Source organism: Danxiaibacter flavus, from assembly GCF_041060425.1.
In the GTDB taxonomy this organism is placed as follows: Bacteria; Bacteroidota; Bacteroidia; order Chitinophagales; family Chitinophagaceae; genus Danxiaibacter; species Danxiaibacter flavus.
In genome coordinates this window covers 201,656-227,181 of record NZ_JAULBC010000005.1, presented here as the reverse complement: position 1 = coordinate 227,181, position 25,526 = coordinate 201,656, and the positions used below count along the sequence as shown (strand labels likewise).

Genomic DNA, 25,526 nt, shown 5'->3' with positions numbered 1-25,526 from the left:
TTTTTGCTTTCCTAATGAAAATGGTCGATAGTAGTTAAGGATTTGCACCCTTTCACTATTGACTATTCAATGCCGTTTCCTTAAGAAACACTAAGATTTATTCAAGTACGATTTACGAAGTACGAAGTACCTGATTCAGGCTTGCTTTACTTTTTGTAACCTCTTAAGGAAACGACATTGATTGGCTCTTCACCATTCACAATCCGCAAGTTGTAATTATTCCCCGAAGCCTCTCGCAGAGTTCACCATTGACTATTCACTATTGACGATTCACTTTCTTCGCTATTTTTGAACCATGTTCTACATGGTAAACACCTGGCTGTTAAAGCGCTTGTATCCCTCAAGCTTTGTTTGGGATGTGCCGACAAAAGAGAGGGAACTGTATCTTACATTCGATGATGGACCACACGAAACGGCGACTCCTTTTGTGCTTGATCAGTTGAAACAGTTCAATGCAAAAGCAACCTTTTTTTGCATTGGAAAAAATGTGGTGGAACAACCGGAGATCTATCGGCGCATTCTTGATGAAGGCCACCGAGTTGGAAACCATACACATAATCATTTGAATGGTTGGAAAACGGAAAATAAAACCTATCTCTCCAATATTTTTGAAGCGTCCAGGCATATCGATTCAAATTTATTTCGTCCGCCTTACGGAAGGATCAAAAAATTCCAGGCAAAACTTCTACAGGCTCCAGGTAACGCTTCGGCAAACGCGCATTTATACAAGATCATCATGTGGTCCGTATTAAGTGCAGATTTTGATATGGCATTAACTCCTCAGAAATGTCTCGATAATGTGGTGCTCAACGCCAAACCAGGATCAATTATTCTTTTTCACGACAGTACAAAGGCATGGGACAGAATGAGTTTTGCTTTGCCTAAAGTGCTTGCTTATTTTAGTAGAGAAGGATATAGTTTCAAAAGTCTGCCGGGTTAGTCAATTCAATTAAATATTGGTGGAAATTAACGCGATGGTTAAAAAAAAGAAAGGCCAAGGTAGAAACCTTAGCCCGTTTTTAATCCGTACCCTATGAAAACTGATCAAAAGTAAGGGTTATATCATTCATATCAAAGCGTTCACCAAAAGATAATATTTTTGCAAGTTAATTTTATGTAATACTTAATTGGTTCCTAATTAATTAGTAAAAGTTTCATATTTTAAAATCTTAATTTTTTAATGTTTTTTTAATGTTTAGGCCGTAATCCCAATCGGTCGCAAAAAAGCCGGACATTTGTCGAATGACTATTATTGATACGCACTGTCACTTGTATTCCGAAGAATTTGATAATGATGTTGATGAAGTGATTAAAAGGGCTCAAACTATTGGTATTCAACGTTTTTACCTGCCTGGAATTGATAGCAGCGCCATAGAAGGTATGCTAAACCTGGAAAAAAAGTATCCGGGCATATGTTACCCGATGATGGGTTTACATCCCTGTTATGTGAAGGAAAATTATGAGCAGGAGCTGGCGATTGTTAAGGATTGGCTTGATAAAAGACATTTTGTTGCTGTGGGTGAAATCGGACTTGATTTTTACTGGGATAAAACCTTTACCAAACAGCAATATGAGGCTTTTGAAACGCAGATGGAATGGGCGCTGCAATCTTCGCTGCCTATTGTGATCCACACCCGCAACGCCATGCAGGAAACGATCAACACTGTTAGGCCCTTTGCAGAAAAAGGATTAAAAGGAATTTTTCATTGTTTCAGTGGCAGTTATGAAAGCGCTGTTCAAATTATTAATATGGGTTTTTTGCTTGGAATTGGTGGCGTTACAACTTACAAAAATGCGGGAGTTGCGGAAGTACTGCAGAAAATAGATCTGCAACATATTGTATTAGAAACAGATGCGCCGTACTTAACACCGGTTCCATTCCGTGGTAAAAGAAACGAAAGCGCGTATTTGCAATATGTTGTAGACAAGCTGGCTGGCATAAAGAATGTCACACCCGATGAAATTGCAGATATTACTACTCAAAATGCCATAAAAATTTTCGGCAACTAGAATTAGAATAGTACTTTTGCGACCCTTCAAATACGGAGACGTGTCCGAGTGGTTGAAGGAGCACGCCTGGAAAGTGTGTATACGGGAAACTGTATCGCGAGTTCGAATCTCGCCGTCTCCGCAAAAAATGTCAGCTAAAAGTTGGCATTTTTTTTTGCTGTTTTGTCAAATCGCTTCAGCTTGCTTGCTGAAGAAAATGTCACCAAAAATTACCACATGATTCACTCATTTCTTATGATAGGCCAGTCAAATATGGCCGGCCGTGGTTTTAAAAAAGATGTTCCGCTCATTTTTAATGAAGGAATAAAGATGCTGCGGAATGGCAGATGGCAGATAATGTCTGAGCCCATCAATTATGATCGTCCCACTGCTGGTATTGGTCTGGCTTCGTCTTTTGCGGCAGCCTGGCGTTTAAAAAATGAGACAGAAGAAATAGGGCTGATTCCCTGTGCAGATGGAGGCACAAGCCTGGAGGATTGGGCTGTTGGGGGAGCGCTTTTTGATCATGCAGTTGCGGAGGCCAGGCTGGCCCAACGAACCAGTAAGCTTGCAGGCATTTTGTGGCACCAGGGCGAAACCGATTGTTTCCCGGATCGTGCGGCAGTGTATGGAGAGAAATTCAACGCAATAATTACAGAACTACGTCATCAGTTAAGTGTTCCGGATATTCCGTTGATCGTAGGCGGTCTTGGAGATTTTTTAACTGAGGGCTTGTACGGTCAATATTTTGATTCATATCCAATAGTGAATGAAGCGTTGGTGCAATTCGCCCAAACGCATGAGAACTGTTATTTTGTTACGGCTGAAGAATTGACTGCGAATGAAGATTACATCCATTTCAATGCTGCATCACTAAGAATATTCGGTGTGCGTTATTTTGAGGCGTTCAATAAACTTCAGCATGTTATGAAGCCATTTGCTCACGAGGACGAAGTATTGCAAGCCATTTATAACAGACCGCTTACCAGAAAAGAAAAAAACACATTACTGGAGTATCGCTTTGCATCCGGCGAAATAACGTTGCAGGAGTTTCAGGAGAAGGCCGCAAATAGTTAAATACTCTGTAGGTCTTTGTGTCTTCTTTGGCTGTTTCTCCGTGTAATAAAAAAACTTACACAGAGAGCACGGAGCAGACACAGAGTTTCACAGAGACATATCCACTGTCTTCGATATATCGTTTAATGTTTATCGACGCAACAAGTGCTATCGGTATTAAACCTTCCCCATCAAAAAAACAGAGGCCTGCAATTATTTTGCAGGCCAGGGTGTTTTCAAATGACCTTTTAAAAACGGACAAGAATCTTCTACTGCTTTAATAAATGTCTTCGACATGTAAAAAAGATAACCTGCTCAAAATTGAGTACTTCGTACTTCGTAACTCGTACTTATATGATGTCTTTGCTGAGTTAAGCTCTATCCCTCAATGGCTATTCGCTTCAGCAAATTGCTGAATATCATTCTTAGTAAATGTTGTCAACTCAATAACTGATGCGGAATGTCTTAAAAAAGGCGGAACAATTTGAAGCGCTTCTTCCTTGCTGTTAAAATCATTAATGAACCATGATTTGTGAACGCCGGCTTTGCATCCCCAATGTGCATTTGCCAGCAGATGTGATCCGGACTCAACAAACAATTTGATTACCTGTTTGCATTCAAATGTGTTTTCAGAGTGAGGAATTTCAATTAAATAAGTTGCCATTTTTTTCAGATTTAATTTGTTTGTGTAACCTGTTCAGCCAAACCGGTGGCTGCATCTTGTTTTGCATCGTTCAATCCAAACCAGCGCGCTTTTCTGCTGGAGCCAAATATTTCCTTGTCTATTACCAACAATTCGGATGCATCATGATGAATTCCAAAGGGCTTTGGTCCGGAGAAGAAATCTACGTCAACACGTGCAACCTGTCCCTTGCCAAATTCAATGTAACAAGATCCGGCGCCGGTATATGGATTATCGTTTTCTGTTCCTCTGTATGCAGCAATTATAGAAGCTGCTGCAATTTTTGCTGCGCCTTCGGCAAATACACCTGCTTTGGGCGTTCCTATACTGGTAACATCACCGATTGCATACACACCAGGAAATTTTGTAAGCAGGTTGGCCCTGTCAACAGGTATCCACCCATTCTCTGTCAGGCCACTTTGTAGTACTACATCGGGCGCCACATGTTTAGGAATGCCCAGGAACAGATCAAAAGGTAGTTCAGTCCCGTCATCCAGGATGGCTGTCTTCTCGCGAAGTGCACTCACTTTGTGTTGCGGAATAAACTGAATATTTCTTTCTTCAAATGCTTTAACCAATGCTTTTGAAGAATCAGGCGATGGTGGGATAGGGCTTCCAAAGGGGATCACAAGACTTATGGTGCATTCATCACGTAAGCCACCGCTTGTGAGATAATCATGCAGCATCAATGCGCCTTCGCTCGGAGCAGGCGGACATTTAAAAGGCGCGCCACAAACACCAACAATTGCATGTCCCTTCTTAATGTTGGGAATTATGTCGCGCAATTTTACGGCACCTTCAAATGTATAGTATTCATTGCCGTATTCAGCAAGTCCGGGTGTCGCTGCTATATCATAGTTGGCACCGAGTGCAACTACCAGGACGTCGGCCTTATGCGTTCCATTCGGTGTAGTAACAGTTTTGGTAACCGGGTCTATGGCTGTAATGATTTCTTTGCAAAAACGCACACCGGGCTTGGTAATGCTGCTGTATGGAATCTTAACTGTGTTAGCAGCCTTGTGGCCAAACATTACATCAAGCTTTGAAAAGCCGAAGAAAAAAGAGTCGTTTTGATCTATTAAGGTAAGATCGAGATTATCGCCTATTGTTTCAGAAAGTATTGAACTGAGTTCCAATCCTCCAAAACCTGCACCCAATACTATTACCCGTAGCTTCATTGTATGGACTTTAAAGGTGGTTAAAAATGAAGAAGGCTGTTATAAGTACGAATTACGAGGTACGAAGTACCCTGCTGCAAGCATACACTGTTTTATTTGCATTTTAAAATGAATCAGAATACTTGTTAATCCAATGTCGTTTAGTCGAGCATAGATCGTCAAATTTGGCAGATATTTCCTATCGTCGCGATCCCGGCTTGTCAGAAAAAATAATTGCAGCATCACCTGTGGCGAATAAGCGACAATGTGAAAAATCTGCCCCCGTACCGTGCCCTCGACGAGTAATTTGGTTAACCACAATCAAAAAGAGTTGACATCACACTTTTGTCGATAGCCCGTAGGGCTTATAGCTTAATAGAAGTCCTAACACGCAAGGTCCTTATTTGTCCGTAGGACATTAACCCTGTTAATTTGGTTAAAGCCCTAACGGGCTATGAGGTTCTCGATTCGATTATTTCTATTGAGCTTAATTCCCTACGGGAAAAATTGCAACTATTATAAAATCTGTCATTGGCACGATAGGAGAGGTCTCCTGAATGTAAATCTGATTGAGACATTGCATACGGCGTAAAAACTCTTTCCAGAAGAACATTGAGCCGCAATTTGCGATAATACTATTCCACGACTACCTAACGTAGCGCAAAAGCATTTTCAATCGACTTGAGCTTTCAGTTTCAATATCAACTTGCTCAGGTGAATGAGGGTGCCCCGGTACAAATCCCGAAGGGATGAAATTATTATAGAGAAGCGAAATATACTTTCCCCAAACCCTGAAAGGGTGACATTATTCTATATCAAAACCCTCACGTTGATTTTAAATTCACAATGTTAGGCTTTTTGCTTTAACTAATTCTTTCCTGGCTGCCCCACGATACGCAGGTAAGGCGTAACTGTCTTCCAGCCATTGGGAAATTTTGCTTTTGCTTCTTCGTCAGATACTGCGGGAACTATAATTACATCGTCGCCATTGTTCCAGTTTACAGGGGTAGCAACTTTGTGTGCAGCTGTTAGCTGCATAGAATCGAGTACGCGCAATATTTCATAAAAGTTACGGCCTGTTGTCATTGGGTAGGTCAGGTGCAGTTTTATCTTTTTATCAGGTCCGATTATAAACACTGAACGCACTGTTTGATTGGTGGCCGCAGTTCTGCCCTCGCAAGTGCCCACCTCGTCCGCAGGAAGCATTTCATACAGTTTAGCAATAGCAAGCGTTGAGTCGCCGATCATCGGATAGTTTACCGCATATCCCTGAGTTGCTTCTATGTCTTTCTCCCATCTTAAATGGCTTTCTACTGGGTCCACGCTCAAACCAATCACTTTGCAATTTCTTCGTTCAAATTCGGGAGCTAGTTTGGCCATATAACCCAATTCGGTAGTGCAAACAGGTGTAAAATCTTTTGGGTGGGAAAAAAGAATAGCCCAGCCATCACCAATCCACTCGTGAAAATTGATGACGCCCTGTGTTGTTTCGGCTTGAAAGTCTGGCGCAACGTCGCCTAATCTGATACTCATATAGTTTAGTTTTATTGGTACTTGAATTAGTTGATTAATTTATAATAGCAGATGTTTCTTTTTGCAGTTTTCACACTCGTATCGCTGCGGCTTCAATCGTCCAAAAGAAACTATGCCTATAATCCTTGATATGACGGATCTCTTCTTAGCTACCAGGTTGCCGCCGCATGCTGTGCAGCGTATCCCGATAACTGTCCGTTGAATAATAATCTTGTCTAAATCCAGTAGCGCCATATCAGGAACAAAATTGCACTTGCTCCGAGGGGTTTTAAAATAAAAGGGACGAATATGCCAGGTTAGGGATGAACAGCAGGAAGTTTGGGAGAAGAAAGTTGGAACGTTTAAGTTTCATTAATACCCAACGCCTTCAGGAGATCCTCTCTATAAGATTTTCCGGTGGGGATCCTGATGCCGCTAACAGTAACTTCAGTGGGAAAAACATCATCTACCAGGCTAACGTTTACGGAATAACTGCGATGGATGCGGATAAAGGTTTTTTGATCCAAATGGGAAATGAAGTCGTTGAAAGTCGATCGCACCATTACTTTCCTTTGAGATTTAAGGTGCAGTGTAACATAATTGGCGTCACTTTCCAGGTACAACAATTCACTAAAAAATATCTTTCTGAATACATATCCATCTCTTACAAACATGTAATCCTTTGTATGATAAGCACTGCCTTGTTCTGTCTTTGAATTAGGGTGATTGCCGGTAAAATTGCTGAATGCAATTTCAATGGCAGCGAACAATTCTTCTTTGGTAAAGGGTTTTACAATGTAAGCGTTTGGCCTCACTTTTTTTGCGCGGTCGATTGTCTCTCCGTCGCTGTTTGCTGTTAAAAAAATAAACGGTATATGATATAGTTCATTCAGCTTTTGTGCTACATCAATGCCATCTTTTTTGCCTGATAATTGAATATCCAAAAGCAATAGATCAGGCCTGTTTTGTTCAAGCATTTCAATTGCCTCGGTATAATTTATTGCAGGTCCGCACTGCGCATAGCCAAGCTCATCCAGGGTATTTAAAATAGTTCTGGCTATCACAAGTTCGTCCTCTACAACGCCTATTTTTAAAACGCTCATAGGTTTTTAGTCTTCGTTTTTACGTAAGTTACGGTTAGTAAAATTAATGATAAACAGAGCGCCGTCTTTATACTCGTATTTCACATTGCCTCCAATTTGCCTGCTTAAGTCGTTGATCAATTGTATGCCCAAGGTAGTTGCGCGGCTCAGATCGAAGTCTTCCGGCAAGCCAGGTCCGTTATCCGAAAATTTCAGCTGGTATCTTCCTTCTGTTACTGTATGAATTTCAAGATTTATTTCTCCATTAACACCGTTATTAAAGGCATACTTGAAGGAATTGGATAACAATTCATTCAGAATCAAACCAAGGGGAACAGCTGAATCAATATCCAGGTATAGCACCGGCACATCAATATGCATAGCTACCGGGTGTTGTTTTTTATATACACTTTCAATCTGCCTGCACAAATCAGTAACAAATTGCTTTAGTTCGATGCCGCTTAAGTTTTCAAACTGGTAAAGGTTCTGGTGAATTAATGCAATGCTTCTTACACGGTTACGTCCTTCCATCAGGGCCTCTTTGGCAGTTTCATCATCCATGCTTTTGCTCTGTAATTCCAAAAGACCGGAAATTACCTGCAGATTGTTTTTTACACGGTGATGTATCTCTTTCATCAAAACATCTTTCTCAGCAAGCAATTCAGCCTGCTCGGATAATGATTGTTTTAACTGTATCGTTCTTTCGCTTACCGTTTGTTCCAGCTTATTTTTATCTGCAGCAAGCTGGTTTATTCTAAACCTGATGAAGGCATACACGCCGGCAATAAATAATACCGCCAGTAAAGTAATGAACCACCATTCCAGGTAAAATGGTTTTAAAACAATTAGCGGAATGTTTAACTCGCTTTTGCTCCAGGCACCTTCGCGATTCTGAGATTTAATATGGAGGGCAAATTTACCATATGGCAACCCGCTGATACGAATAGAATTTTCGTTGATGTAGATCCAGCCCTTGTCAACGCCTTCGATCTTGTATGCATAACGGTCTGCTTCTTCTCTGGCAAAATCCAGTAGCCGGAACTCGAGTGTGAAAAACTGGTCATCCGGTCCAAGTGTAATTCGTGATGTTGCCAGCAAATCACTTGTTTTATTAACAAGTTTGTTTTCCGGACCCACGAACTGGTTAAATGCAATAATGCGTAACGGGGCATTCAGCGAGCTGGTATCAGCTTCAAAATCCTTAGGATCAAACCCATTCACACCATCTATTCCTCCAAAATACAATTTGCCGTCTTTTGCCCTGAAGGAGGATGTTCTGTTGAGCTCATTATGCGATATACCTTCGGCCGTTGTGTAGGTGTTAACAGCAAAGGTTTTTGTGTTAAAGCGGATGAGCCCGTAGTCAGAACTTATCCAAAGGTTATTGTAGTTGTCAGGTTCAATTCTGTATAACACATCGGAGGGAAAGCCTCCGGTGATGTTGAATTGTTGAAATTTATTTGCCTTTCTATCCCAACGGTATAATCCTTCTCCATTTGTTGCCAGCCAATATATTCCGCTGGCATCAGCAAACGCATCCAGTAAACTAAGCTGGTCGATGAAGCGGGATTGATATTTTACAACGGACCATTGCCGGTTGATCGAAGGTGTTTGTTTATTGTCTCTGACAATTTTGTACAATCCATTCTCCGCTACTGCCCATATGGTATCATTTGCATCTTTAAAAAAGCGATAGACAAATTTCGCTTCTTGTGACGAGTAGGATAGAGAATCGAATTGTTTGGTGTTGGAATTAAACAACAAAAATCCATTTGTTCTTCCCAACAAAAGAAGGCTGTCATTAACTGAAAGCATCGACCATATTTCAGTTCCTGAGCCGCCGGAAAATTTTGAAAGTGTGTTGCTGTTTTCATCGTAGCGAAACAGGTTGCTACCGCCACAGTACAGGGTAGAATTGTGGTTGACAAGTGCATACTTTATCTCAGCGTCGCCAACATTTTTCTGGTAGCCATTTTGTTGTAGAAAAGTATTTCTCCATATATTGGCGACAACCCTGCCTTCTGTATCCGCGTAAATTCCCCGGGCCTGGCTGTTTGTTTCAATAAATTGTTGTTTATTGGTGAAGTACTGTTTAAACCTGTTCTTCTCGATCTTCAGTTGCAATATGCCGAGTGAAGTACAAAGCCAGCGGTTTCCAAAATTGTCGAGAAAGAGCTGGTAAAGAAATAAATTCTCAAAATTCTTTATTTCTGACTTGTCCACTATTTTCAGGAATGTGTTTTCATTCCAGAGATAGAGTGCATCGGTACCAATGTAAAGTATACTTGATGCACCGTCTGCAGAACAGGCTATCTGGTACCAGTATTTTCCTTTTATACTATCTGTACCTGGGCGCTGAATATTGTAAGGAAATAAACTGCGTCCCGAATGTGTTACAGCACCCACATTAAACCTGTCCGTTTCGGTGGAAGTGTTATAAGCAATGAGCAGATCGTTCTGACTATTGAAGCCAATGGGCAGGGATCGTAAAGCATCCGGCTGCGTGAATATAACTTCGGTTTTATCCGTTATTAAGTATTGGTTAGCTCTGTTAAACAGTTTGACCAGGGCTGTTCCGTTAGCAAAAAAGCATTGAGGTCCGGTACTGCGAAAGTCGATAGCGGGAAAAGAATCCTTCCATCCCCAGTCGTTAATCTGGTATCGCAATTTAAATCCCTTTTTTGAAGAATATTTCCAGAGCTGGAAAGGATTGGCTGTAAGAAAGTTTATTTGGTCTGTGCCGTCGTTGGAGATCCAGTAAACATTCTGCTCTTTAAAAGGCAGGTTTGGAAAGGCGGCTGTGAGTGTTTGTACTTCCTGCGTAGCAGCGTTCATCACGTCCACTTTGCCGTTTGTTGTAAGCTGAAAGCCGGTGCTGCCATATTCAATAAACAGGTTGCCGGCATCGTCTTTTGCAAGCTGCACAACCTTATTGTCCTGTAGTTTATTTCGCTGCCGGGTAAAGAGCAGGCAATTTTTACCATCATAACGATTCAGTCCATTTCGTGTTCCAAACCACATGAAGCCCGATTTATCCTGCAGGCCACAAAATACTTCGTGAGATGCAAGTCCCTCTTCTATGGAAAGTAGTCTTTTTGTAATAGTGTAATCGACTGTATTGTTAATAACAGCACTTTGCCCCCATACAGCGATTCTGGTTGTTAGCAAAACCAGAATCAAGGTGTAGCGGTAAAGAAAGGGGCATTTCATTATGTTCTTGAAGATACATTATATTGATGATTGGGCTTCCATCAAATCTCGCAATGTGTAACTGGGAGACGACTGTCAAAACGGAAGTAAGAAGCTCAAAAAATGAAAAACCCTAATTCGTGAAACGTATAACTCGCTAATTTGTTGGTAGGGTTAAGGACATTGCTCCGCCTCATATCAACAACAGCGGTCCGCGTGATTGCGCAAGCGTCCTTTCATTCTATTTTTGATTGTGGTAAACCAAATTCTGCAGTGCAAATGGCAGATTTTAGAACAACGACAAGTTTTCCCGTAGGGAATTAAGCTCAATAGAAATGAATGAGTTCAGGTAATCGTAGCCCGTTAGGGCTTTAACCAATGTAGGGTTAATGTCCTACGTACAAGAGGAGCATAAATTATTAGATTGTCTATTGAGCTGTAAGCCCTACGGGCTATCAACGGCAAGGGCCTGTCATGTTATTTTTGATTGTGGCAAACCAAATTTTCTAATCAAGCTGCTTATTGAGGATGCCGGTTGCAATTATTTCAGGGGAAGAAATTGGATGTACCATCAGCCCTAAAAGGAGAAAAGAGGTTGGGGCTTACCCAACCTCTTTTATAAGAGGACATGTATAGTGGAGATGATTGTAAAAGGTTCTAAAAAAGATCATATTGCCCGGAAGTTTCTATCGGCCAGCAGCGCTTCCAGAGATGGGAGATCCATTCCTTCCAGTTTCCGGCTTTTTTGGGAACATAGCTATATTCCGCCTTCATAATCTTCAACTTAATCATAAATGTTGTTCCGTTTGTGTAAGCCCGCTGTGCCGAAAATTTCTCGGGAATCAATGCGTCTTCCTGAATAGTTGCTACGCCACTTACCAACAACCGCGTATCGCGTCCTTTTTGATAATACTCGAGGTATGCATAAAACTCCTTCTCACTGAATCTTGTGTAGTTATCGTTACTTGAAGTAAGAAACCAGACATGTCCTTCTTCATCTACGTCCAGCGTATTAATGAGGTTGTTTGGCAAGGTTTGCATAGTATCAACATCAGCCCGGAATATCGCTTTTCTTATCTCACAAATCTTTTCTGCAAGAAATTTCAGATGGTTGCCCTTTTCGGTTATTGTATCATTATATAACATAAGCGGTAGCGTTACGCTTATAAATAAAACAAGGCTTGTACCATTTTGCACGAAAGCGTGCTAAGATGTTAAAGCAGCTTTTTCTTAAGCTCGTCGCGTTAATTTTTGATGATTTTTTTCCTCAGCAAAATATATAAATCTACAGTCGGCGTCAGTCCTCGGCCATACTACCACAAAAAATGCCTTTAAATATATAAGGCACAATTCTTTTTACGTCCGTACAATAATAGTACGCGCTTGTATGAATGCAATTCTTTCTAAAAAACTTCCCAGGCTGTCCTTGATGGACTGTGAACAAATGGCTAAAGCCATTCATTTGCAATATGTGAGTGATTCCAACCCCGGTATTCGACGAATAAGGAGAGGAGATGTTTTCGATTATGTATTTAATGGAAAAAAAGTCCGGAATAAAACCACCCTGGAAAGGATCAAATCACTGGTAATTCCGCCGGCATGGGAAAATGTCTGGATTTGTGATCTCTCAAACGGTCACCTGCAGGTTACCGGTATTGATGCCAGGAACAGAAAGCAGTATAAGTACCATCCTTTATGGGTTGATGCCCGTAACATAAGCAAGTTCTATCACTTGCATGCATTTGGTAAAAGCCTGGAAGCAATAAGAAAAAGGGTAGAAGAAGATCTTTCCCTTCCCGGTCTTCCTCAACAAAAAGTACTGGCTGCAGTCATAAGCCTTATGTATAAGAGCGGAATAAGGGTAGGCAACAACGCTTATGAGAAAGCCAACGGTTCTTACGGACTAACCACGCTAAAAGATAACCACGTTGACATAAAAGGTAGCGATATGAAATTTTCCTTTAAAGGAAAGAAAGGTGTGTTTCAGAATGTGAGTATAAAAAGCAGGCGGCTGGCACGAATAGTTCAACAATGTAAAGACATACCGGGCAAGGAGTTATTTCAGTATTACGATGAAAACAATGAGCGAAGAAAGATTGATTCGGGAATGGTAAACGCTTACATAAAAGAAATAACCGGCGAGGATTTTACAGCCAAGGATTTCCGTACCTGGAACGGCACCATACATGCGTTGCTTGCCTTTAAGGAGCTTCAATTCTTTGAAACGGAAACCGAAGCCAAGAAAAAAATCGTACAGGCATTGGACATTGTCTCCACACAACTTGGAAATACAAGAACAGTGTGCAGAAAATATTATGTGCACCCCGCCATTATTTCCAGGTACGAAGACAAAAGCCTTGAAAAATACATAACCGAATTAAATAATATGGATACCAATGAAAATGAAACCACACTTAGCTCTGAAGAAAAAATAGTAATGAAGATATTGGAAGATGAGCTGCTATAAAGCAAATGTGGCACAGATTTTTTATCCGGTATAGTTATAACGGCGATAGTAAAATACTTAAAGCAGAACAATGGAACATTTAATATATATACAAAATGGCGAAGAGGCCACCCTGGCAAGTTTTACATTGATAGATCACCCGATGCACCTGATGGCTAAAGTTTGTTTTGAAGATGGTTATGAAAACATATTTTTTACAGATGTGGAAACAGGAGAATGGATAGAGCAGGATCTGGGATTTACGAGCCTCGCAAAACAGACCGGGCAGAGTTTGGCCGGGTATTTCAATTACCAGTGTGATGAGTACAAGCCGATCCAATGGTTTACCGGGGGAGGAGCAAACTATGCTTTTGGTTATCATAAATATCTGTCCGGAGAGTTTACCGTATTTGAAATTTACAATCAGAATTTCAGGTATATGTTTTCAGCAATACAATGCGATAACGGACTGTGGCAAATAATTATGTTCAATGGGGATCTTGCGTGGAATTTTCCCCCATGTTGTAAGGATGAAATTCCCTACATGATAGATGTATATAACCTATAGTTAATTATTTCTAACCTTAAATTTAAAATTATGAGATCGATATTATATCTGATAGCAGTAATACTGGTGATAGGTTGGTTGCTTGGGTTCTTTGTGTACAATGCAACCGGTTTAATCCATATCCTGATTGTTTTAGCAGTAGTCTCTTTGTTGCTGGGTCTTATTCAAAGAGCATAGCTAAAACAAACAGAGACAGCAGGAACGAAAGAAAAATGTTAAGGAATTATTTTTTTTTTAATCATTCCCATGCCTGTAATAAACATTACAGGCATTAAAATTGTTGAGCTAATGAATATAATATGCTTGTCATGATACACCCCACATTGAATACCAGAGAAAGAAGACAAATTCGCCACTCTTTCGCTAAGTTGGCAAAGCTATTAACGACAGTGCGGGCGTCGAGAATTAAAATGGAAAATGTAGGCTTACAGATAAAAGACAAGTATTTAAAAAGAAGTATCCTCACTTTTGTTACCGAAACGGCGCCATGCGAGGAAAATATCCAGAGACAAATGGATAGTCTTTCACATGTATTTCCACTGCAGGACCTGCATACACCTGAAAAGGATAGGAATGATGACATCAGTTTTAACTGTCCGTTTCAATGTGCTATGCATTATGAGAAAGAAGTTGTATCAGCTTTCAGGTCTGTACTAAACGATAGTGAGGTTCTTTCTGAAATAAGAAATACCATGCAGTCTCAACTCAACGAGATTTTATATTCTTACCTGAAAATTAAACTGCTCAACAGTTTTAGTCTAAAAGAGATATCACGTAAAGATGATATATTTTAAAGTACTGTAATCTCCGGCTATAATCAGACCGGACTTAGTGTGTTTGGTTTTATTTATCTGATTCTTCTTTTAGTTTTAGATACGATCCAAATGCATGTTTCAAAGTAAATATTTATTTCATGCTTAATGGCACAATGCTTCAGTACTTTCATTGGTATAGTCCTGCTGACGGAAGTGTGTGGAACAAACTTAAGGACGAGGCAAAGAATTTATCAGAGATGGGCATTACTTCGGTTTGGTTGCCGCCCGCCTATAAAAGCACTGAGGGTGGCTTTTCTCCGGGATATGATGTTTATGATATTTATGACCTGGGTGAATTTGATCAGAAGGGTTCTGTCAGAACTAAATATGGCACCAGGGATGAGTATATTGAGGCTGTAAATGCAGCTCGTGCTGCGGGACTGCGTGTTTATATCGACGTAGTTCTAAACCATATGGGCGGAGCGGATGAAACGGAAAAAATACCAGTCAGGAAGGTTGATCCGGAAGACAGAAACAAGTTCATCAGCGATACGTTTGAAATAGAAGCGTTTACAAAATTTACCTTTCCTGCCCGGAAGGGAAAATACTCACAGTTTATCTGGGATCATAGTTGTTTTTCGGGCATTGACTATGCCAAAGATTTAGAGGAAACCGCCATTTTCAGTATTCAGAACGAATACGGTCCGGGCTGGGAAGATGGTGTAGATGAGGAAATGGGCAACTATGACTACCTTATGTTTGCAGACATTGAATTCAGAAATCCGGCTGTGAGGGAAGAACTGAAAAGATGGGGCAAATGGTATTATGATACCGTGCAATTTGACGGCGTTCGATTAGATGCAGTTAAGCATATCAATCAGGATTTTTATAAAGAATGGCTCGATTTTATGCGGGCCGAGACAAAGGATGATCTGTTTGCAGTTGGAGAATACTGGTTTATTGATCTTAACCCATTGCTGAATTATATAGATGTTACAGAAGGCCGCATGAGCTTATTTGATGTGCCTCTGCACAACAATTTTCATAAAGCTTCAAATGCCGGAAAAGACTACGATCTTACTACAATATTCAATGACACATTAGTAGCAACTAGACCGGAACTGGCTGTAACACTGGTAGACAATCATGATACTCAACCTTTGCAAGCCCTGGAAGCGCCTGTTGAAGCATGGTTTAAACCGATTGCATATGCGCTTATCCTGTTAAGGGCTCAAGGCTATCCCTGTATTTTTTATCCGGACCTGTTTAGCGCAACGTACACAGATAAGGGGGGCGATGGAAATGACTATGAAATATTTTTGCCTGCCTGCGATAAAATTGACAAGTTGATCTTAGCCAGGAAGCAATATGCTTACGGTGAACAGAGAGATTACCTGGACCATCCCAATTGTATTGGATTTACCCGGGAAGGTGTAGATGAAGTAGGGAATTCAGGCTGTGCAGTTATCATCTCCAATAGCGAAGATGGTTTTAAGACAATGGATACCGGCGCAAGAAACGCCGGAAAAACCTTTATTGACCTTTTAGGCAATCATGAAGGTGAAATAAAACTGGATGAGGATGGTTGCGGCGAATTTCAGGTAATGGCCGGATCTGTGAGCGTTTGGGTGCAGAAGCCTTAAACGGAACCAATGAATACAATTGTTTAAATTGTGTTTAAATAGCTGATTTGTGAAAAGTAAACCCCTTGCTTTAACGGATGAAAAGTATCAATCTCCTTCAAAATATACAGACCACTGCTGCATCCCGACTGGCCGGGCGGATACGCATCGGTTTTATTACCGCCATTACACTTTTGTTTATTTCATATCTTCTGACATTTTATACTTCAAACCAGCTGATCAAGCAGGCGACCACCATTAATCAGACAAAAGACATCCTGAACAACCTTGAGTTTGTTATTTCCTATACAAAAGACGGGGAAACTGCCATGCGCGGTTACCTGGCTTTTGACAATGCTGCATTTCTTGAACCTCTGAAAAATGGCCACGGCAGAGCAGATTCTGTACTAAGAGTTTTAAGACACATAGCACGCGATGACGAGTCCCAGGAAAAAATTGCCAGGCTCAAAAAGCTTGTTGACAGGCGCTACGAGTTTTTTTCCCTTGCTGTAAATAGCTTTAATGAGAACGGGCATGTTGTTACGCCTGAACTTCGGCAAAAAGCACTCGATGAAAAAAAGTTCATGGACTCTGCAAAAGCCATTATTTCCCAAATGCAATTGAAGGGTAAGAATGCACTTAAATACCCCGCAGAGGATATGAATTCATTCTCTTCGGCGATACGGTTTGTAAACATCACGTCTTTTTTATTGGCGGCCCTGCTGGCCCTGTATTCGGTAATTATCTACAACAGAGAAAACAAGCTGAAAGAAGAGGCCAAATTGCGCGCAATGGCTTACAGGGATGAACTGGAGAAAAGAATAGAAGAGCTTAACAGCGCTAACAAAGAACTTCTTGAACTGCGCAGCATTGAGAAATTTGCTGCGACCGGCCGCATTGCCCGCACAATGGCGCACGAAGTGAGAAACCCGCTCACGAATATTGGCCTTGCCTCAGAACAATTACGGGGAGAAATAGATGGCAACAATGAAGAAATAGCGCTGTTGATGGGGATGATTGACAGAAATGTAAGTCGTATAAATCAACTGATAACAGATCTGCTCAATTCCACAAAATTTGTTCAGTTACAGTATACAAAGGTTAACGTTAATAATTTGGTTGATGATACGCTGATGCTCGCCAAGGACCGGATTGATCTCAAAAATATTAAACTGGAAAAAAGCTACGATCCTAACCTCTGCGATATAAAAGTGGATCCTGAAAAGATGAAAATAGCCTTGTTGAACATTATTGTAAATGCTGTTGAGGCAATGGAATCTTCCAGCGGTGTTTTAAACATAAAGACCGAAAAAGATGGTGACAAATGCCTTATCAGGATTACAGACAATGGAAGCGGCATGGATGAGGAAACAGTAAGCAAACTATTTGAACCTTATTTCACGCGAAAGCCAAATGGAACAGGCCTGGGATTGACCAGTACACAAAATATCATACTAAATCATAACGGAAAAATTGCTGTGATGAGCGCTCCGGGAACGGGAACTTCTTTTACAATAACGCTGGAAGCTTAAAAAAAGCCCTCGTTTTACAACAAGGGCTGTGATTTCAAGGTTAACAACTGTTTCAATTAAGAAACCATTGTTTGAATATTATTGCTAATATTCAGATATAGGTAGCGATTTTAAAAAGATCTTTTTTAGTAAGAACGGTTCAAATACTTCCTGAACCGTGCAGAGAACAAATATATTTAAATTTTACCAATTAAAAATGGGGAAAAAAATCCACACTATGAGGTTGCCTCGGTGACGATATTGTAAATTGTTTGCCTGGAAAATGGTTTACTTACGAAAAAATCTGCCCCTTCATGCGCCGCTTTCTGCCTGTCCGCATAAGTATCATTTGCAGTAATCATGGCAATTTTGGTCAATGGATAATACTTTTTTATATAGGAAATGAAATCCAATCCGAGCCCGTCAGGCAAATGGTTATCTAAAAAAACCACTTGCGGTATTTCCTTTTTTAACAGTAATTCGGCGTCAGACAGTGTATTTACATAGGTAGTTCTAATTTTTTTCTGACGGAGCATTCCAGTAAGTAAATAGCATATATCAACTTCATCATCTACTATCAAAACCTGTAGCGTTGAATGAGCGATTGAATGGGTAATACTTTTTCCTCTATTCATGTCAAATGATTAAAACCGCAAATTTTCAAAGGGTACGATCATAAAAATGTGCCATAGTTTCGGTGTTGAAAACTGCATCTCTGAGAAAAAATGACGTTTAATCATTTTAGGCATTTTTATTGACAAAGAATAACTGCCTCTCTGCCAAAAGAGGTTCCGATAATGTAACTTTATAAAGACAAAACCTGAATCCTACTGTGGCTTATAATGTTAAACAGTAAAAAAATCGTATGAAAAAAAGAGTACTCATCATTGATGATGATATTGACATGTGCGCACTGCTTAGCAGGTTACTTATGAAAAACGGCTACGAAGTAGAAGTTTCTCACAGCGGCTTGAAAGGGATAGCAAAATGCAAAGAAACACCGTTTGATATTGTGTTATGTGACTACAGGCTGGGAGATAAAGAAGGTAAGGATGTACTCGTGGCGATCAAACAAATGAATCCGGAGACAATCGTATTTATAATCACCGGATATTCCGACATTAAAACTGCTGTGGAAGTAATAAAGCTGGGCGCTTATGATTACATTACCAAGCCGTTAATCCCGGATGAAGTATTAAATGTCCTTGCCCTGGCTTTACGCGAGCCTTCGCCTCCGCAACATTCCCAGGCAGCTGAAGCAAGAAAGCCCGAGGAAAAAAATGCGCTTGCGCCCCTGTCTTCCAATAGCAATTTTATGGTTGGGGTTTCACCTGTTACCAAGGAACTGTATACTCAGATTGATATAGTAGCTCCGACCGCTTACAGTATTATTCTGTACGGAGAAAGTGGAACAGGTAAAGAAGTTATTGCTAAAACAATTCACGACAGAAGTAGCCGGAAAGACAAACCGTTTATTGCGATGGATTGCGGTACGCTGTCTAAAGAGCTTGCGGGAAGCGAATTGTTTGGACATGTGAAAGGAGCTTTTACAGGAGCATTAGCTGATAAGGAAGGCCATTTTGAGCTGGCAAACGGAGGCACACTTTTCCTTGATGAAGTCGGGAACCTATCTTACGATATTCAGGCTTCGTTGTTGAGGGTTATCCAGGAAAGGAAATTCAAAAGAGTTGGCGGTAACAAGGAAATGAGCCTTGACGTACGTATTATAGTTGCTTCTAACGAAAACCTGCAGGACGCTTACAGGCGTGGAAAGTTCAGGGAAGATCTTTACCACAGGTTCAATGAATTTTCCATCAATCTGCCGCCGCTGAGAAACAGGAAAGAAGACATACCGTTGTTTGCAAATTTCTTTCTCGAAAAGACCAACCAGGAAATAGGCAAGCAAATAGAAGGTTTTGATGACGATGTTATGAGTACGTTTTTGCAATACTCGTGGCCGGGTAATCTAAGGGAATTCCGTAACGTGGTAAGAAGGGCAGTACTGCTTACACCTTCAGGCAAAATAAGTGCTTCTACCTTGCCGTGGGAAATTAAGAATGCACCATTGATCACTGATACCGAGCAACGGATCTCAGCCACCACTCCAGGCGCTGCTGCTCCACAGCAACCTGTTTCAAAAGAAAGGGACCTGAAGAATGCAGCGGCAAAGGCAGAATATGAAACGATCATGAGCCTTCTTAAGGAAGTAAACTTTAATAAAAAGAAAGCCGCGGAAATTCTGAACATAGACCGGAAAACCCTGTACAATAAAATCAGGAATTACGAGGAAACCAGGGAATTGAACTAATAAAAAAGGCCTTGCACCGCAAGGCCTTTTTTATTGTAATCTATTTGTGTAAATATTTATTCCGGCCTGCCAGATGTGCTGGCTACTAAAGGCTGATAGCTCATAGCTGACAGCTCCAAGCTTCTTACCAATTCCCCATCTGTTCCGGTACCACACGTTCATTGTGATCTGCAGGCTTGTTGGCCCAATCCTTATCATATTTCACAAACCAGCTTAGCCAAAGGCTTCGCGACAATCGCATTATGACAGGTTGAAGCACCAGCAATACAAGCGAATTAAGGCCCAGCCAATAGAAAATCCGGTTGTCCTGGATAGAAAATCCAATTAATACCCACCAGGCAATAAAAGTGGCAACAGTAAGCGCAACAGTTATTGCATAACTCACATAGCCGGTGCCGTAATAAAAGCCAACTTCTATCTCCGTCGGTTGTCCGCATACCGGACATTTATCATTCATCTTAATATACTTGCTTTCTTTAAGATCATACGCATTACCGGATTTAAAAATCCTTCCCTCCCTGCATCTTGGGCACTTATTGCTTAATACACTTAACAGATAAGATGGTTTACGCTCGCCACTCATAATAAAAACAATTTAAAATCGCTGTGCTGCAAAGGTACGTAAAAGCTATCAGCTGTCAGCTATTGGCTTTTAGCTATCAGCTGTTAGCAATTAGCCATTGGCAATCAGCTATCAGCATTGCAAACGGTGCGTCCAACATAACGCTGCTGCACTTAAGTACTTCGTACTTAAAACCACATCGTACATCTAAAACCGTATATCGTACATAATACTGCTGCACCTAAGTACTTCGTACTTCGTAACTCGTACTTAAGACCACATCGTACATCTAAAACCGTACATCTAACATTCCACAAAATTCCGCCATGCCCCTCCATTAAACGCTTCAACTCCTGCGTTGGACAGAAGCGCAACAGCAAGGCTGCTTTTTACTCCATTACGGCATACTGCAATAACAGGCTTTTTCTGAACACTTAGCTGGGGAACTTTCTGAATTAAAGATTGCAAAGGCAGATTACGCGAGTTTTCCAGGTGCCCTGCGCTAAACTCTGTTGGTGCACTTACATCAATAACAATGGCTCCTTCTTTGGAAAGTTGCTGAAATTGCTTTTTGGAAAGAAATGTTTTCGCAAATTCTTGGATAAAGTTTGTCATAGGAATATTGTTCAGTGAGAAATAGCGATATCTGGTAGTCGTAAATGTACCAACAATAAAACACAATTGCAAGCAAAAGGAATCTTAAAATGCGATGGCTTTCTCCATTTGCATACTGCGCGATCCTTTAATAAGTACGTATGCACGTTGTAATTGTTGCTGTTGCAGCCAGTTACGTGCTTCGTCGGCATTGTTTAAATAGATATAGCCATCATGGTTGATTTTGCTGAAATCTCCGCCAACCAAAACGACATTCTCCCATTTGTATTGTTTAAGCAAGCCGATAAGTGCTTCATGTTCTTTTACACTTTCTTCTCCCAATTCCATCATCCCGCCAAGCAAGAGCACTTTTTTATCTGCATGAAGCTGCGCAAAATTTTCAATTGCCGCTTTCATGCTTGTGGGATTTGCATTGTAGGCGTCCAGTATTATTTTATTGCTGTCCTTCTCTATAAGCTGGGACCGGCTGTTAGAAGGCGTGTATTGTTCAATGGATTGTTTTATTTTTTCGTCGGGTACACCAAAGTATTTTCCCACTGCAGTTGCACATAAAATATTGGGCAGATTATAAGCGCCGACCAATTGTGTGTTGATTTCATCAAAGCCCGCTCCTTTTGTGATGGCAACTGATAAAAAAGGTTCACTGGTTTTCACATCACCTGTTACAGTTCCGTTCCTGGTTCCATACCATGTAACGGATGAAATACCCTTGACCATTTCATGAAGGTAATTGTAATCGTCATACGCAAAGGCAGTACCGTTAGTGCTTCTCAGGTAATCAAACAATTCGCCCTTGCCTTTTCTCACACCTTCAATGCCTCCAAAGCCTTCCAGGTGGGCCTTACCTGCATTGGTGATAATGCCATGCGTCGGTTTGGCGTATTCACAATAACCTGCGATTTCTTTCTGGTGGTTCGCACCCATTTCAATAACAGCCATCTGCGCATCATCCTTAACACTTAATAGCGTAAGCGGAATGCCAATGTGGTTATTCAAATTTCCCTGGGTTGTATACGTTGTATAATGAGATGATACAACCGCATCAACAAGTTCTTTTGTTGTTGTTTTTCCATTACTACCTGTTATCGCAATGAAAGGAATATTGAACCGCTCCCGATGATATTTCGCAAGCTGTTGTAATGTGGAAAGAGCGTCCTCCGTTTTGATGATACGTTCGTCATTTGCATCAATATCTTCATCAACAACAGCGTACGAAGCGCCGGCTTCAAGTGCCTGTAAAGCAAATTGATTTCCATTGAAATTTGGTCCTTTTAATGCAAAAAACAAATCGCCTTTTTTCAGTTTCCTTGTATCGGTCGCAATGGAAGGATGTTGCCTGAAGATCTCGTATAATGCTGCTATGGTCACAGAAATATATTTGGCACAAGTTAAAAAACTAAAAAGACCGGAGCTGTGTTACCCCGATCTTTTTTATTCAATTATATAAGCTTTCAGCTATCAGTAATTCATTCGCACATCTGCATATTTGCCCATCCGCAAATTAAACAGCGAAGCTCTCACCGCAACCACAGCTACGGCTGGCATTGGGATTATTAAAGTAAAACCCTTTACCATTTAAACCGTCAGAGAAATCCAGTTCTGTATTTACCAGGTAAAGAAAACTCTTCAGGTCAGTAACAACTTTCACCCCGTTATTCTCAAACACCTGGTCCATTGGTTTAGCTTCGTTATCAAAATCAAGTTTATAACTCAATCCTGAACATCCACCACCAACAACGCCAACGCGCAAAAAATAACTTGGATCACCAGCAATACCCGCTTCTTCCATCAGTTTGGCAACTTTTGCTTTTGCCTTATCACTTACCAGTATTGCATTATCATTATCAGCTATTACACTCATGTTTGTCTATTTAGCTATGAGCTTTCAGCTATCAGCTGCCAGCTTTGAGGTATCAGGTGTCAGGTATCAGGTGTAAGGTAGAGAACCAAGATTGCTTCACTTCCTGTCATTGTCAATTTTCAACTGTCAATTGTCAATTACACCGTACATCTAACATCGTACACCGTACATTTTAGTGGATTCTTTCTTCAAACACCAACTCTTCCAGTCCCTGTTTCTTGCGGTAATCGTTGATAGCTGCTTTAATAGCATCTTCAGCGAGTACAGAGCAGTGAATTTTTACAGGAGGAAGATTCAGTTCCTCTACGATCTCCATATTGTCGATCTTCAATGCTTCGTCAACAGATTTGCCTTTCAGCCACTCTGTTGCAAGTGAAGATGATGCTATAGCAGAGCCGCAACCAAATGTTTTGAATTTAGCATCTTTAATAATGCCGGAAGTTTCATCAACTTCAATCTGCAAACGCATTACGTCGCCACACTCAGGTGCGCCAACGAGGCCTGTACCAACGTTCTTCGAAGATTTATCAAGCGTTCCTACGTTTTTAGGATTGCTGTAATGATCAATTACTTTTTCTGAATATGCCATGACTAATTTGAATTAACGGTTATGAATTTTTAATGCCTGGTTAGATTACTTTTTGCCTTATTTCTTTTCAAAACAAAAGGTTTAAATAGAATTAGCAACGTTGCTCAAGGTGCTTCCTACTTCTAACCTCGTACTTATTAATGATGTGCCCACTCTATGCTGTTCATATCAACACCTTCTTTAAACATTTCCCAAAGAGGACTCATGTCTCTCAATTTGTTTACAGTGTCTTTAACATGCTGAATGGTATAATCAATCTGATCTTCAGTTGTAAAACGGCCAAGACCAAAACGCAGTGAGCTGTGGGCAAGATCATCGCCCAAACCCAATGCCTTCAATACATAGCTTGGCTCGAGAGATGCAGAAGTACAAGCAGACCCGGATGATACAGCGATTGTTTTATTAAAGCCCATCATCAATCCTTCGCCTTCTACATATTTGAAAGAGATATTGCTAACATGTGGTAAGCGGCTGTCTTTATCTCCGTTCAGGTAGCTCTCTTCAATTTCCATTAAAGCATTTTCCAGTTTGTCGCGCAAAGCTTTGATGCGTTTTGTATCTTCTTCCATTTCAAGACGGCACAGTTCGCAAGCCTTACCAAGGCCAACAATACCAGGAACATTCAACGTACCGCTACGCATGCCTCTTTCGTGGCCGCCACCATCTATCTGCGCAGTAACTTTAACCCTCGGGTTTTTGCGACGAACGTATAAAGCGCCTACGCCTTTAGGCCCGTACATTTTGTGGCCGCTGAAGGCCATCAGGTCAATACCATCTTTCAACACATCAACAGGTATTTTACCAACAGTCTGGGTTGCATCTGTAAAGAACAGTACACCGTGTTTTTTTGCAATATTGCTGATCTCTTTAACCGGCTGAACAACGCCTATTTCGTTGTTAGCATACATAATTGCGATTAAAATAGTTGTAGGCTTAATGGCAGCTTCAAGCTCAGCCAGGTCAACCAGGCCGTTAGGCTTTACCTGCAGATAAGTTACTTCGCCACCGCTTTTTTCAACATGTTTACATGTATCCAGAACGGCTTTATGTTCAGTGTTAACAGTAATGATGTGGTTACCCTTGCTTGCATACATTTCAAACACACCCTTAATAGCCAGGTTGTCACTCTCCGTAGCGCCTGAAGTGAAGATGATCTCTTTTGGATCAGCGCCAATCAGTTTAGCCACTTGTTCACGCGCATAGTCTACGGCTTCTTCTGCTTCCCAGCCAAATGGGTGATTACGGCTGGCTGCATTTCCAAAATGTTCAGTGAAATACGGTAACATGGCTTCCAGAACCCGGGGATCCATAGGTGTGGTAGCATTGTTATCTAAATAAATAGGTAACTTAAGCATAAATCGGTTATTTCTTTTATAAGATCACAAATTTAGGTCAAATGGTTCTATTTTACATGACGCTGGTAATAGAAACCATCTATTTTCTTATATCGAAAATCAATCCAAATGCAGAAAGTGGAACATATAGGCATAGCAGTCAGCAACCTGGAAACCTCAATCGAATTGTTTGAAAAACTGTTAAATACAGCATGTTATAAGAAAGAACAGGTTGACTCCGAAAATGTTACAACGGCTTTTTTTAAGAAAGGCGATACAAAAATCGAATTGCTGGAAGGAATCGGTGATGAAAATGCAATCAGCAAATTCATCGCAAAAAAGGGCGAAGGCATTCACCATATTGCGTTTGAGGTAGCTGATATTGAAAAAGAAATGGACCGTTTGGCTTCAGAAGGTTTTCAATTGCTCAACACTGTTCCCAAACCCGGTGCAGATAACAAATTGGTATGTTTTCTTCACCCTAAGTCGACGAATAGTGTGCTAATTGAATTGTGCCAAGAGATTAATTGAAAATAGAGAAGTAAAAATTCAAAAGGAGGCAGATGTGCAGATATGCGAATTGAATCGATCCAACCTGGATAAAAATTTCGCTAATGCACAGAAAGTACGCTGGAATTATTAAGAATAAATTGAATATTATTTACCCAGTTGTCCGTGTAAACATTAA

24 protein-coding genes and 1 tRNA gene are annotated in these 25,526 nt (G+C 40.8%); 12 read left to right on the top strand and 13 right to left on the bottom strand.

Annotation, left to right across the window (positions count from 1 at the left end):
• Positions 1-304 precede the first annotated feature (304 nt).
• The 4 genes from QTN47_RS15880 (at position 305) to QTN47_RS15865 (ending at position 3,066) form a co-directional block, all read left to right on the top strand.
• Positions 305-940, top strand: coding sequence for a polysaccharide deacetylase family protein (locus QTN47_RS15880; protein ID WP_369330379.1), 636 nt, complete (start codon positions 305-307; stop codon positions 938-940).
• A 302-nt stretch (positions 941-1,242) separates the two neighbouring features.
• Entirely contained in the window at positions 1,243-2,010 is a 768-nt protein-coding gene (locus QTN47_RS15875; RefSeq protein WP_369330378.1) for a TatD family hydrolase, read from the top strand.
• A 34-nt stretch (positions 2,011-2,044) separates the two neighbouring features.
• Positions 2,045-2,131, top strand: a tRNA-Ser gene (locus tag QTN47_RS15870).
• A 95-nt stretch (positions 2,132-2,226) separates the two neighbouring features.
• Entirely contained in the window at positions 2,227-3,066 is an 840-nt protein-coding gene (locus QTN47_RS15865; RefSeq protein ID WP_369330377.1) for a sialate O-acetylesterase, read from the top strand.
• 364 nt (positions 3,067-3,430) lie between these two features.
• Here the strand turns inward: QTN47_RS15865 and QTN47_RS15860 are convergent, their stop codons facing one another.
• The 6 genes from QTN47_RS15860 to QTN47_RS15835 all read right to left on the bottom strand — a co-directional run bounded on the left by QTN47_RS15860 (position 3,431) and on the right by QTN47_RS15835 (position 11,813).
• Positions 3,431-3,709 (bottom strand): hypothetical protein, encoded by a 279-nt coding sequence (locus QTN47_RS15860; RefSeq protein WP_369330376.1) that lies wholly within the window; start codon positions 3,707-3,709, stop codon positions 3,431-3,433.
• Positions 3,710-3,720: 11 nt separating this feature from the next.
• Entirely contained in the window at positions 3,721-4,905 is a 1,185-nt protein-coding gene (locus QTN47_RS15855) for an NAD(P)/FAD-dependent oxidoreductase (RefSeq protein WP_369330375.1), read from the bottom strand.
• Positions 4,906-5,751: 846 nt separating this feature from the next.
• Positions 5,752-6,417 carry a peroxiredoxin gene (locus QTN47_RS15850; protein ID WP_369330374.1) on the bottom strand — a complete coding sequence of 222 codons (666 nt, stop codon included), beginning with the start codon at positions 6,415-6,417 and terminating at the stop codon, positions 5,752-5,754.
• Between the two features lie 341 nt (positions 6,418-6,758).
• Positions 6,759-7,499, bottom strand: a complete 741-nt coding sequence (locus tag QTN47_RS15845) for a response regulator (RefSeq protein ID WP_369330373.1) — start codon at positions 7,497-7,499, stop codon at positions 6,759-6,761.
• Between the two features lie 6 nt (positions 7,500-7,505).
• Positions 7,506-10,646, bottom strand: a complete 3,141-nt coding sequence (locus tag QTN47_RS15840; RefSeq protein WP_369330372.1) for a histidine kinase dimerization/phosphoacceptor domain -containing protein — start codon at positions 10,644-10,646, stop codon at positions 7,506-7,508.
• A 678-nt stretch (positions 10,647-11,324) separates the two neighbouring features.
• Positions 11,325-11,813, bottom strand: coding sequence for a hypothetical protein (locus tag QTN47_RS15835; RefSeq protein ID WP_369330371.1), 489 nt, complete (start codon positions 11,811-11,813; stop codon positions 11,325-11,327).
• Between the two features lie 241 nt (positions 11,814-12,054).
• Here QTN47_RS15835 and QTN47_RS15830 point away from each other — a divergent pair, with 241 nt between their 5' ends.
• The 6 genes from QTN47_RS15830 (at position 12,055) to QTN47_RS15805 (ending at position 17,590) form a co-directional block, all read left to right on the top strand.
• Positions 12,055-13,134: a DNA topoisomerase IB gene (locus QTN47_RS15830; RefSeq protein ID WP_369330370.1), complete on the top strand. Its 1,080-nt coding sequence runs from the start codon at positions 12,055-12,057 to the stop codon at positions 13,132-13,134.
• Between the two features lie 70 nt (positions 13,135-13,204).
• Positions 13,205-13,681 carry a hypothetical protein gene (locus QTN47_RS15825; RefSeq protein WP_369330369.1) on the top strand — a complete coding sequence of 159 codons (477 nt, stop codon included), beginning with the start codon at positions 13,205-13,207 and terminating at the stop codon, positions 13,679-13,681.
• Between the two features lie 30 nt (positions 13,682-13,711).
• The gene (locus QTN47_RS15820) at positions 13,712-13,858 is read left to right on the top strand and encodes a lmo0937 family membrane protein (RefSeq protein WP_369330368.1); all 147 of its coding nucleotides are present in this window, start codon (positions 13,712-13,714) and stop codon (positions 13,856-13,858) included.
• Positions 13,859-13,989: 131 nt separating this feature from the next.
• Positions 13,990-14,475, top strand: a complete 486-nt coding sequence (locus QTN47_RS15815) for a hypothetical protein (protein WP_369330367.1) — start codon at positions 13,990-13,992, stop codon at positions 14,473-14,475.
• A 119-nt stretch (positions 14,476-14,594) separates the two neighbouring features.
• Positions 14,595-16,079 (top strand): alpha-amylase, encoded by a 1,485-nt coding sequence (locus tag QTN47_RS15810; RefSeq protein WP_369330366.1) that lies wholly within the window; start codon positions 14,595-14,597, stop codon positions 16,077-16,079.
• A 77-nt stretch (positions 16,080-16,156) separates the two neighbouring features.
• Complete coding sequence (locus QTN47_RS15805; protein WP_369330365.1) at positions 16,157-17,590, top strand: ATP-binding protein; 1,434 nt, start codon at positions 16,157-16,159, stop codon at positions 17,588-17,590.
• Between the two features lie 215 nt (positions 17,591-17,805).
• Here QTN47_RS15805 and QTN47_RS15800 read toward each other — a convergent pair whose 3' ends face one another.
• Positions 17,806-18,204 (bottom strand): response regulator, encoded by a 399-nt coding sequence (locus QTN47_RS15800; RefSeq protein ID WP_369330364.1) that lies wholly within the window; start codon positions 18,202-18,204, stop codon positions 17,806-17,808.
• 230 nt (positions 18,205-18,434) lie between these two features.
• On the opposite strand from QTN47_RS15800, the gene QTN47_RS15795 reads away from it, so the two are divergent.
• The gene (locus QTN47_RS15795) at positions 18,435-19,877 is read left to right on the top strand and encodes a sigma-54-dependent transcriptional regulator (protein ID WP_369330363.1); all 1,443 of its coding nucleotides are present in this window, start codon (positions 18,435-18,437) and stop codon (positions 19,875-19,877) included.
• 124 nt (positions 19,878-20,001) lie between these two features.
• Here QTN47_RS15795 and QTN47_RS15790 read toward each other — a convergent pair whose 3' ends face one another.
• From QTN47_RS15790 to QTN47_RS15765, 6 genes are all read right to left on the bottom strand, one after another.
• Positions 20,002-20,460 carry a DUF983 domain-containing protein gene (locus QTN47_RS15790; RefSeq protein ID WP_369330362.1) on the bottom strand — a complete coding sequence of 153 codons (459 nt, stop codon included), beginning with the start codon at positions 20,458-20,460 and terminating at the stop codon, positions 20,002-20,004.
• A 282-nt stretch (positions 20,461-20,742) separates the two neighbouring features.
• The gene (locus QTN47_RS15785; protein WP_369330361.1) at positions 20,743-21,054 is read right to left on the bottom strand and encodes a rhodanese-like domain-containing protein; all 312 of its coding nucleotides are present in this window, start codon (positions 21,052-21,054) and stop codon (positions 20,743-20,745) included.
• Between the two features lie 84 nt (positions 21,055-21,138).
• Positions 21,139-22,422 (bottom strand): UDP-N-acetylmuramoyl-tripeptide--D-alanyl-D-alanine ligase, encoded by a 1,284-nt coding sequence (locus tag QTN47_RS15780; RefSeq protein ID WP_369330360.1) that lies wholly within the window; start codon positions 22,420-22,422, stop codon positions 21,139-21,141.
• Between the two features lie 133 nt (positions 22,423-22,555).
• Positions 22,556-22,915: a HesB/IscA family protein gene (locus QTN47_RS15775; RefSeq protein ID WP_369330359.1), complete on the bottom strand. Its 360-nt coding sequence runs from the start codon at positions 22,913-22,915 to the stop codon at positions 22,556-22,558.
• Positions 22,916-23,087: 172 nt separating this feature from the next.
• On the bottom strand, positions 23,088-23,504 hold the full coding sequence (iscU, locus tag QTN47_RS15770) for a Fe-S cluster assembly scaffold IscU (RefSeq protein ID WP_369330358.1): 417 nt from the start codon (positions 23,502-23,504) through the stop codon (positions 23,088-23,090).
• A gap of 137 nt (positions 23,505-23,641) precedes the next feature.
• Positions 23,642-24,859, bottom strand: a complete 1,218-nt coding sequence (locus tag QTN47_RS15765) for an IscS subfamily cysteine desulfurase (RefSeq protein WP_369330357.1) — start codon at positions 24,857-24,859, stop codon at positions 23,642-23,644.
• A 108-nt stretch (positions 24,860-24,967) separates the two neighbouring features.
• Here QTN47_RS15765 and mce point away from each other — a divergent pair, with 108 nt between their 5' ends.
• Complete coding sequence (mce, locus tag QTN47_RS15760; RefSeq protein WP_369330356.1) at positions 24,968-25,369, top strand: methylmalonyl-CoA epimerase; 402 nt, start codon at positions 24,968-24,970, stop codon at positions 25,367-25,369.
• The last annotated feature ends 157 nt before the right edge of the window (positions 25,370-25,526 follow it).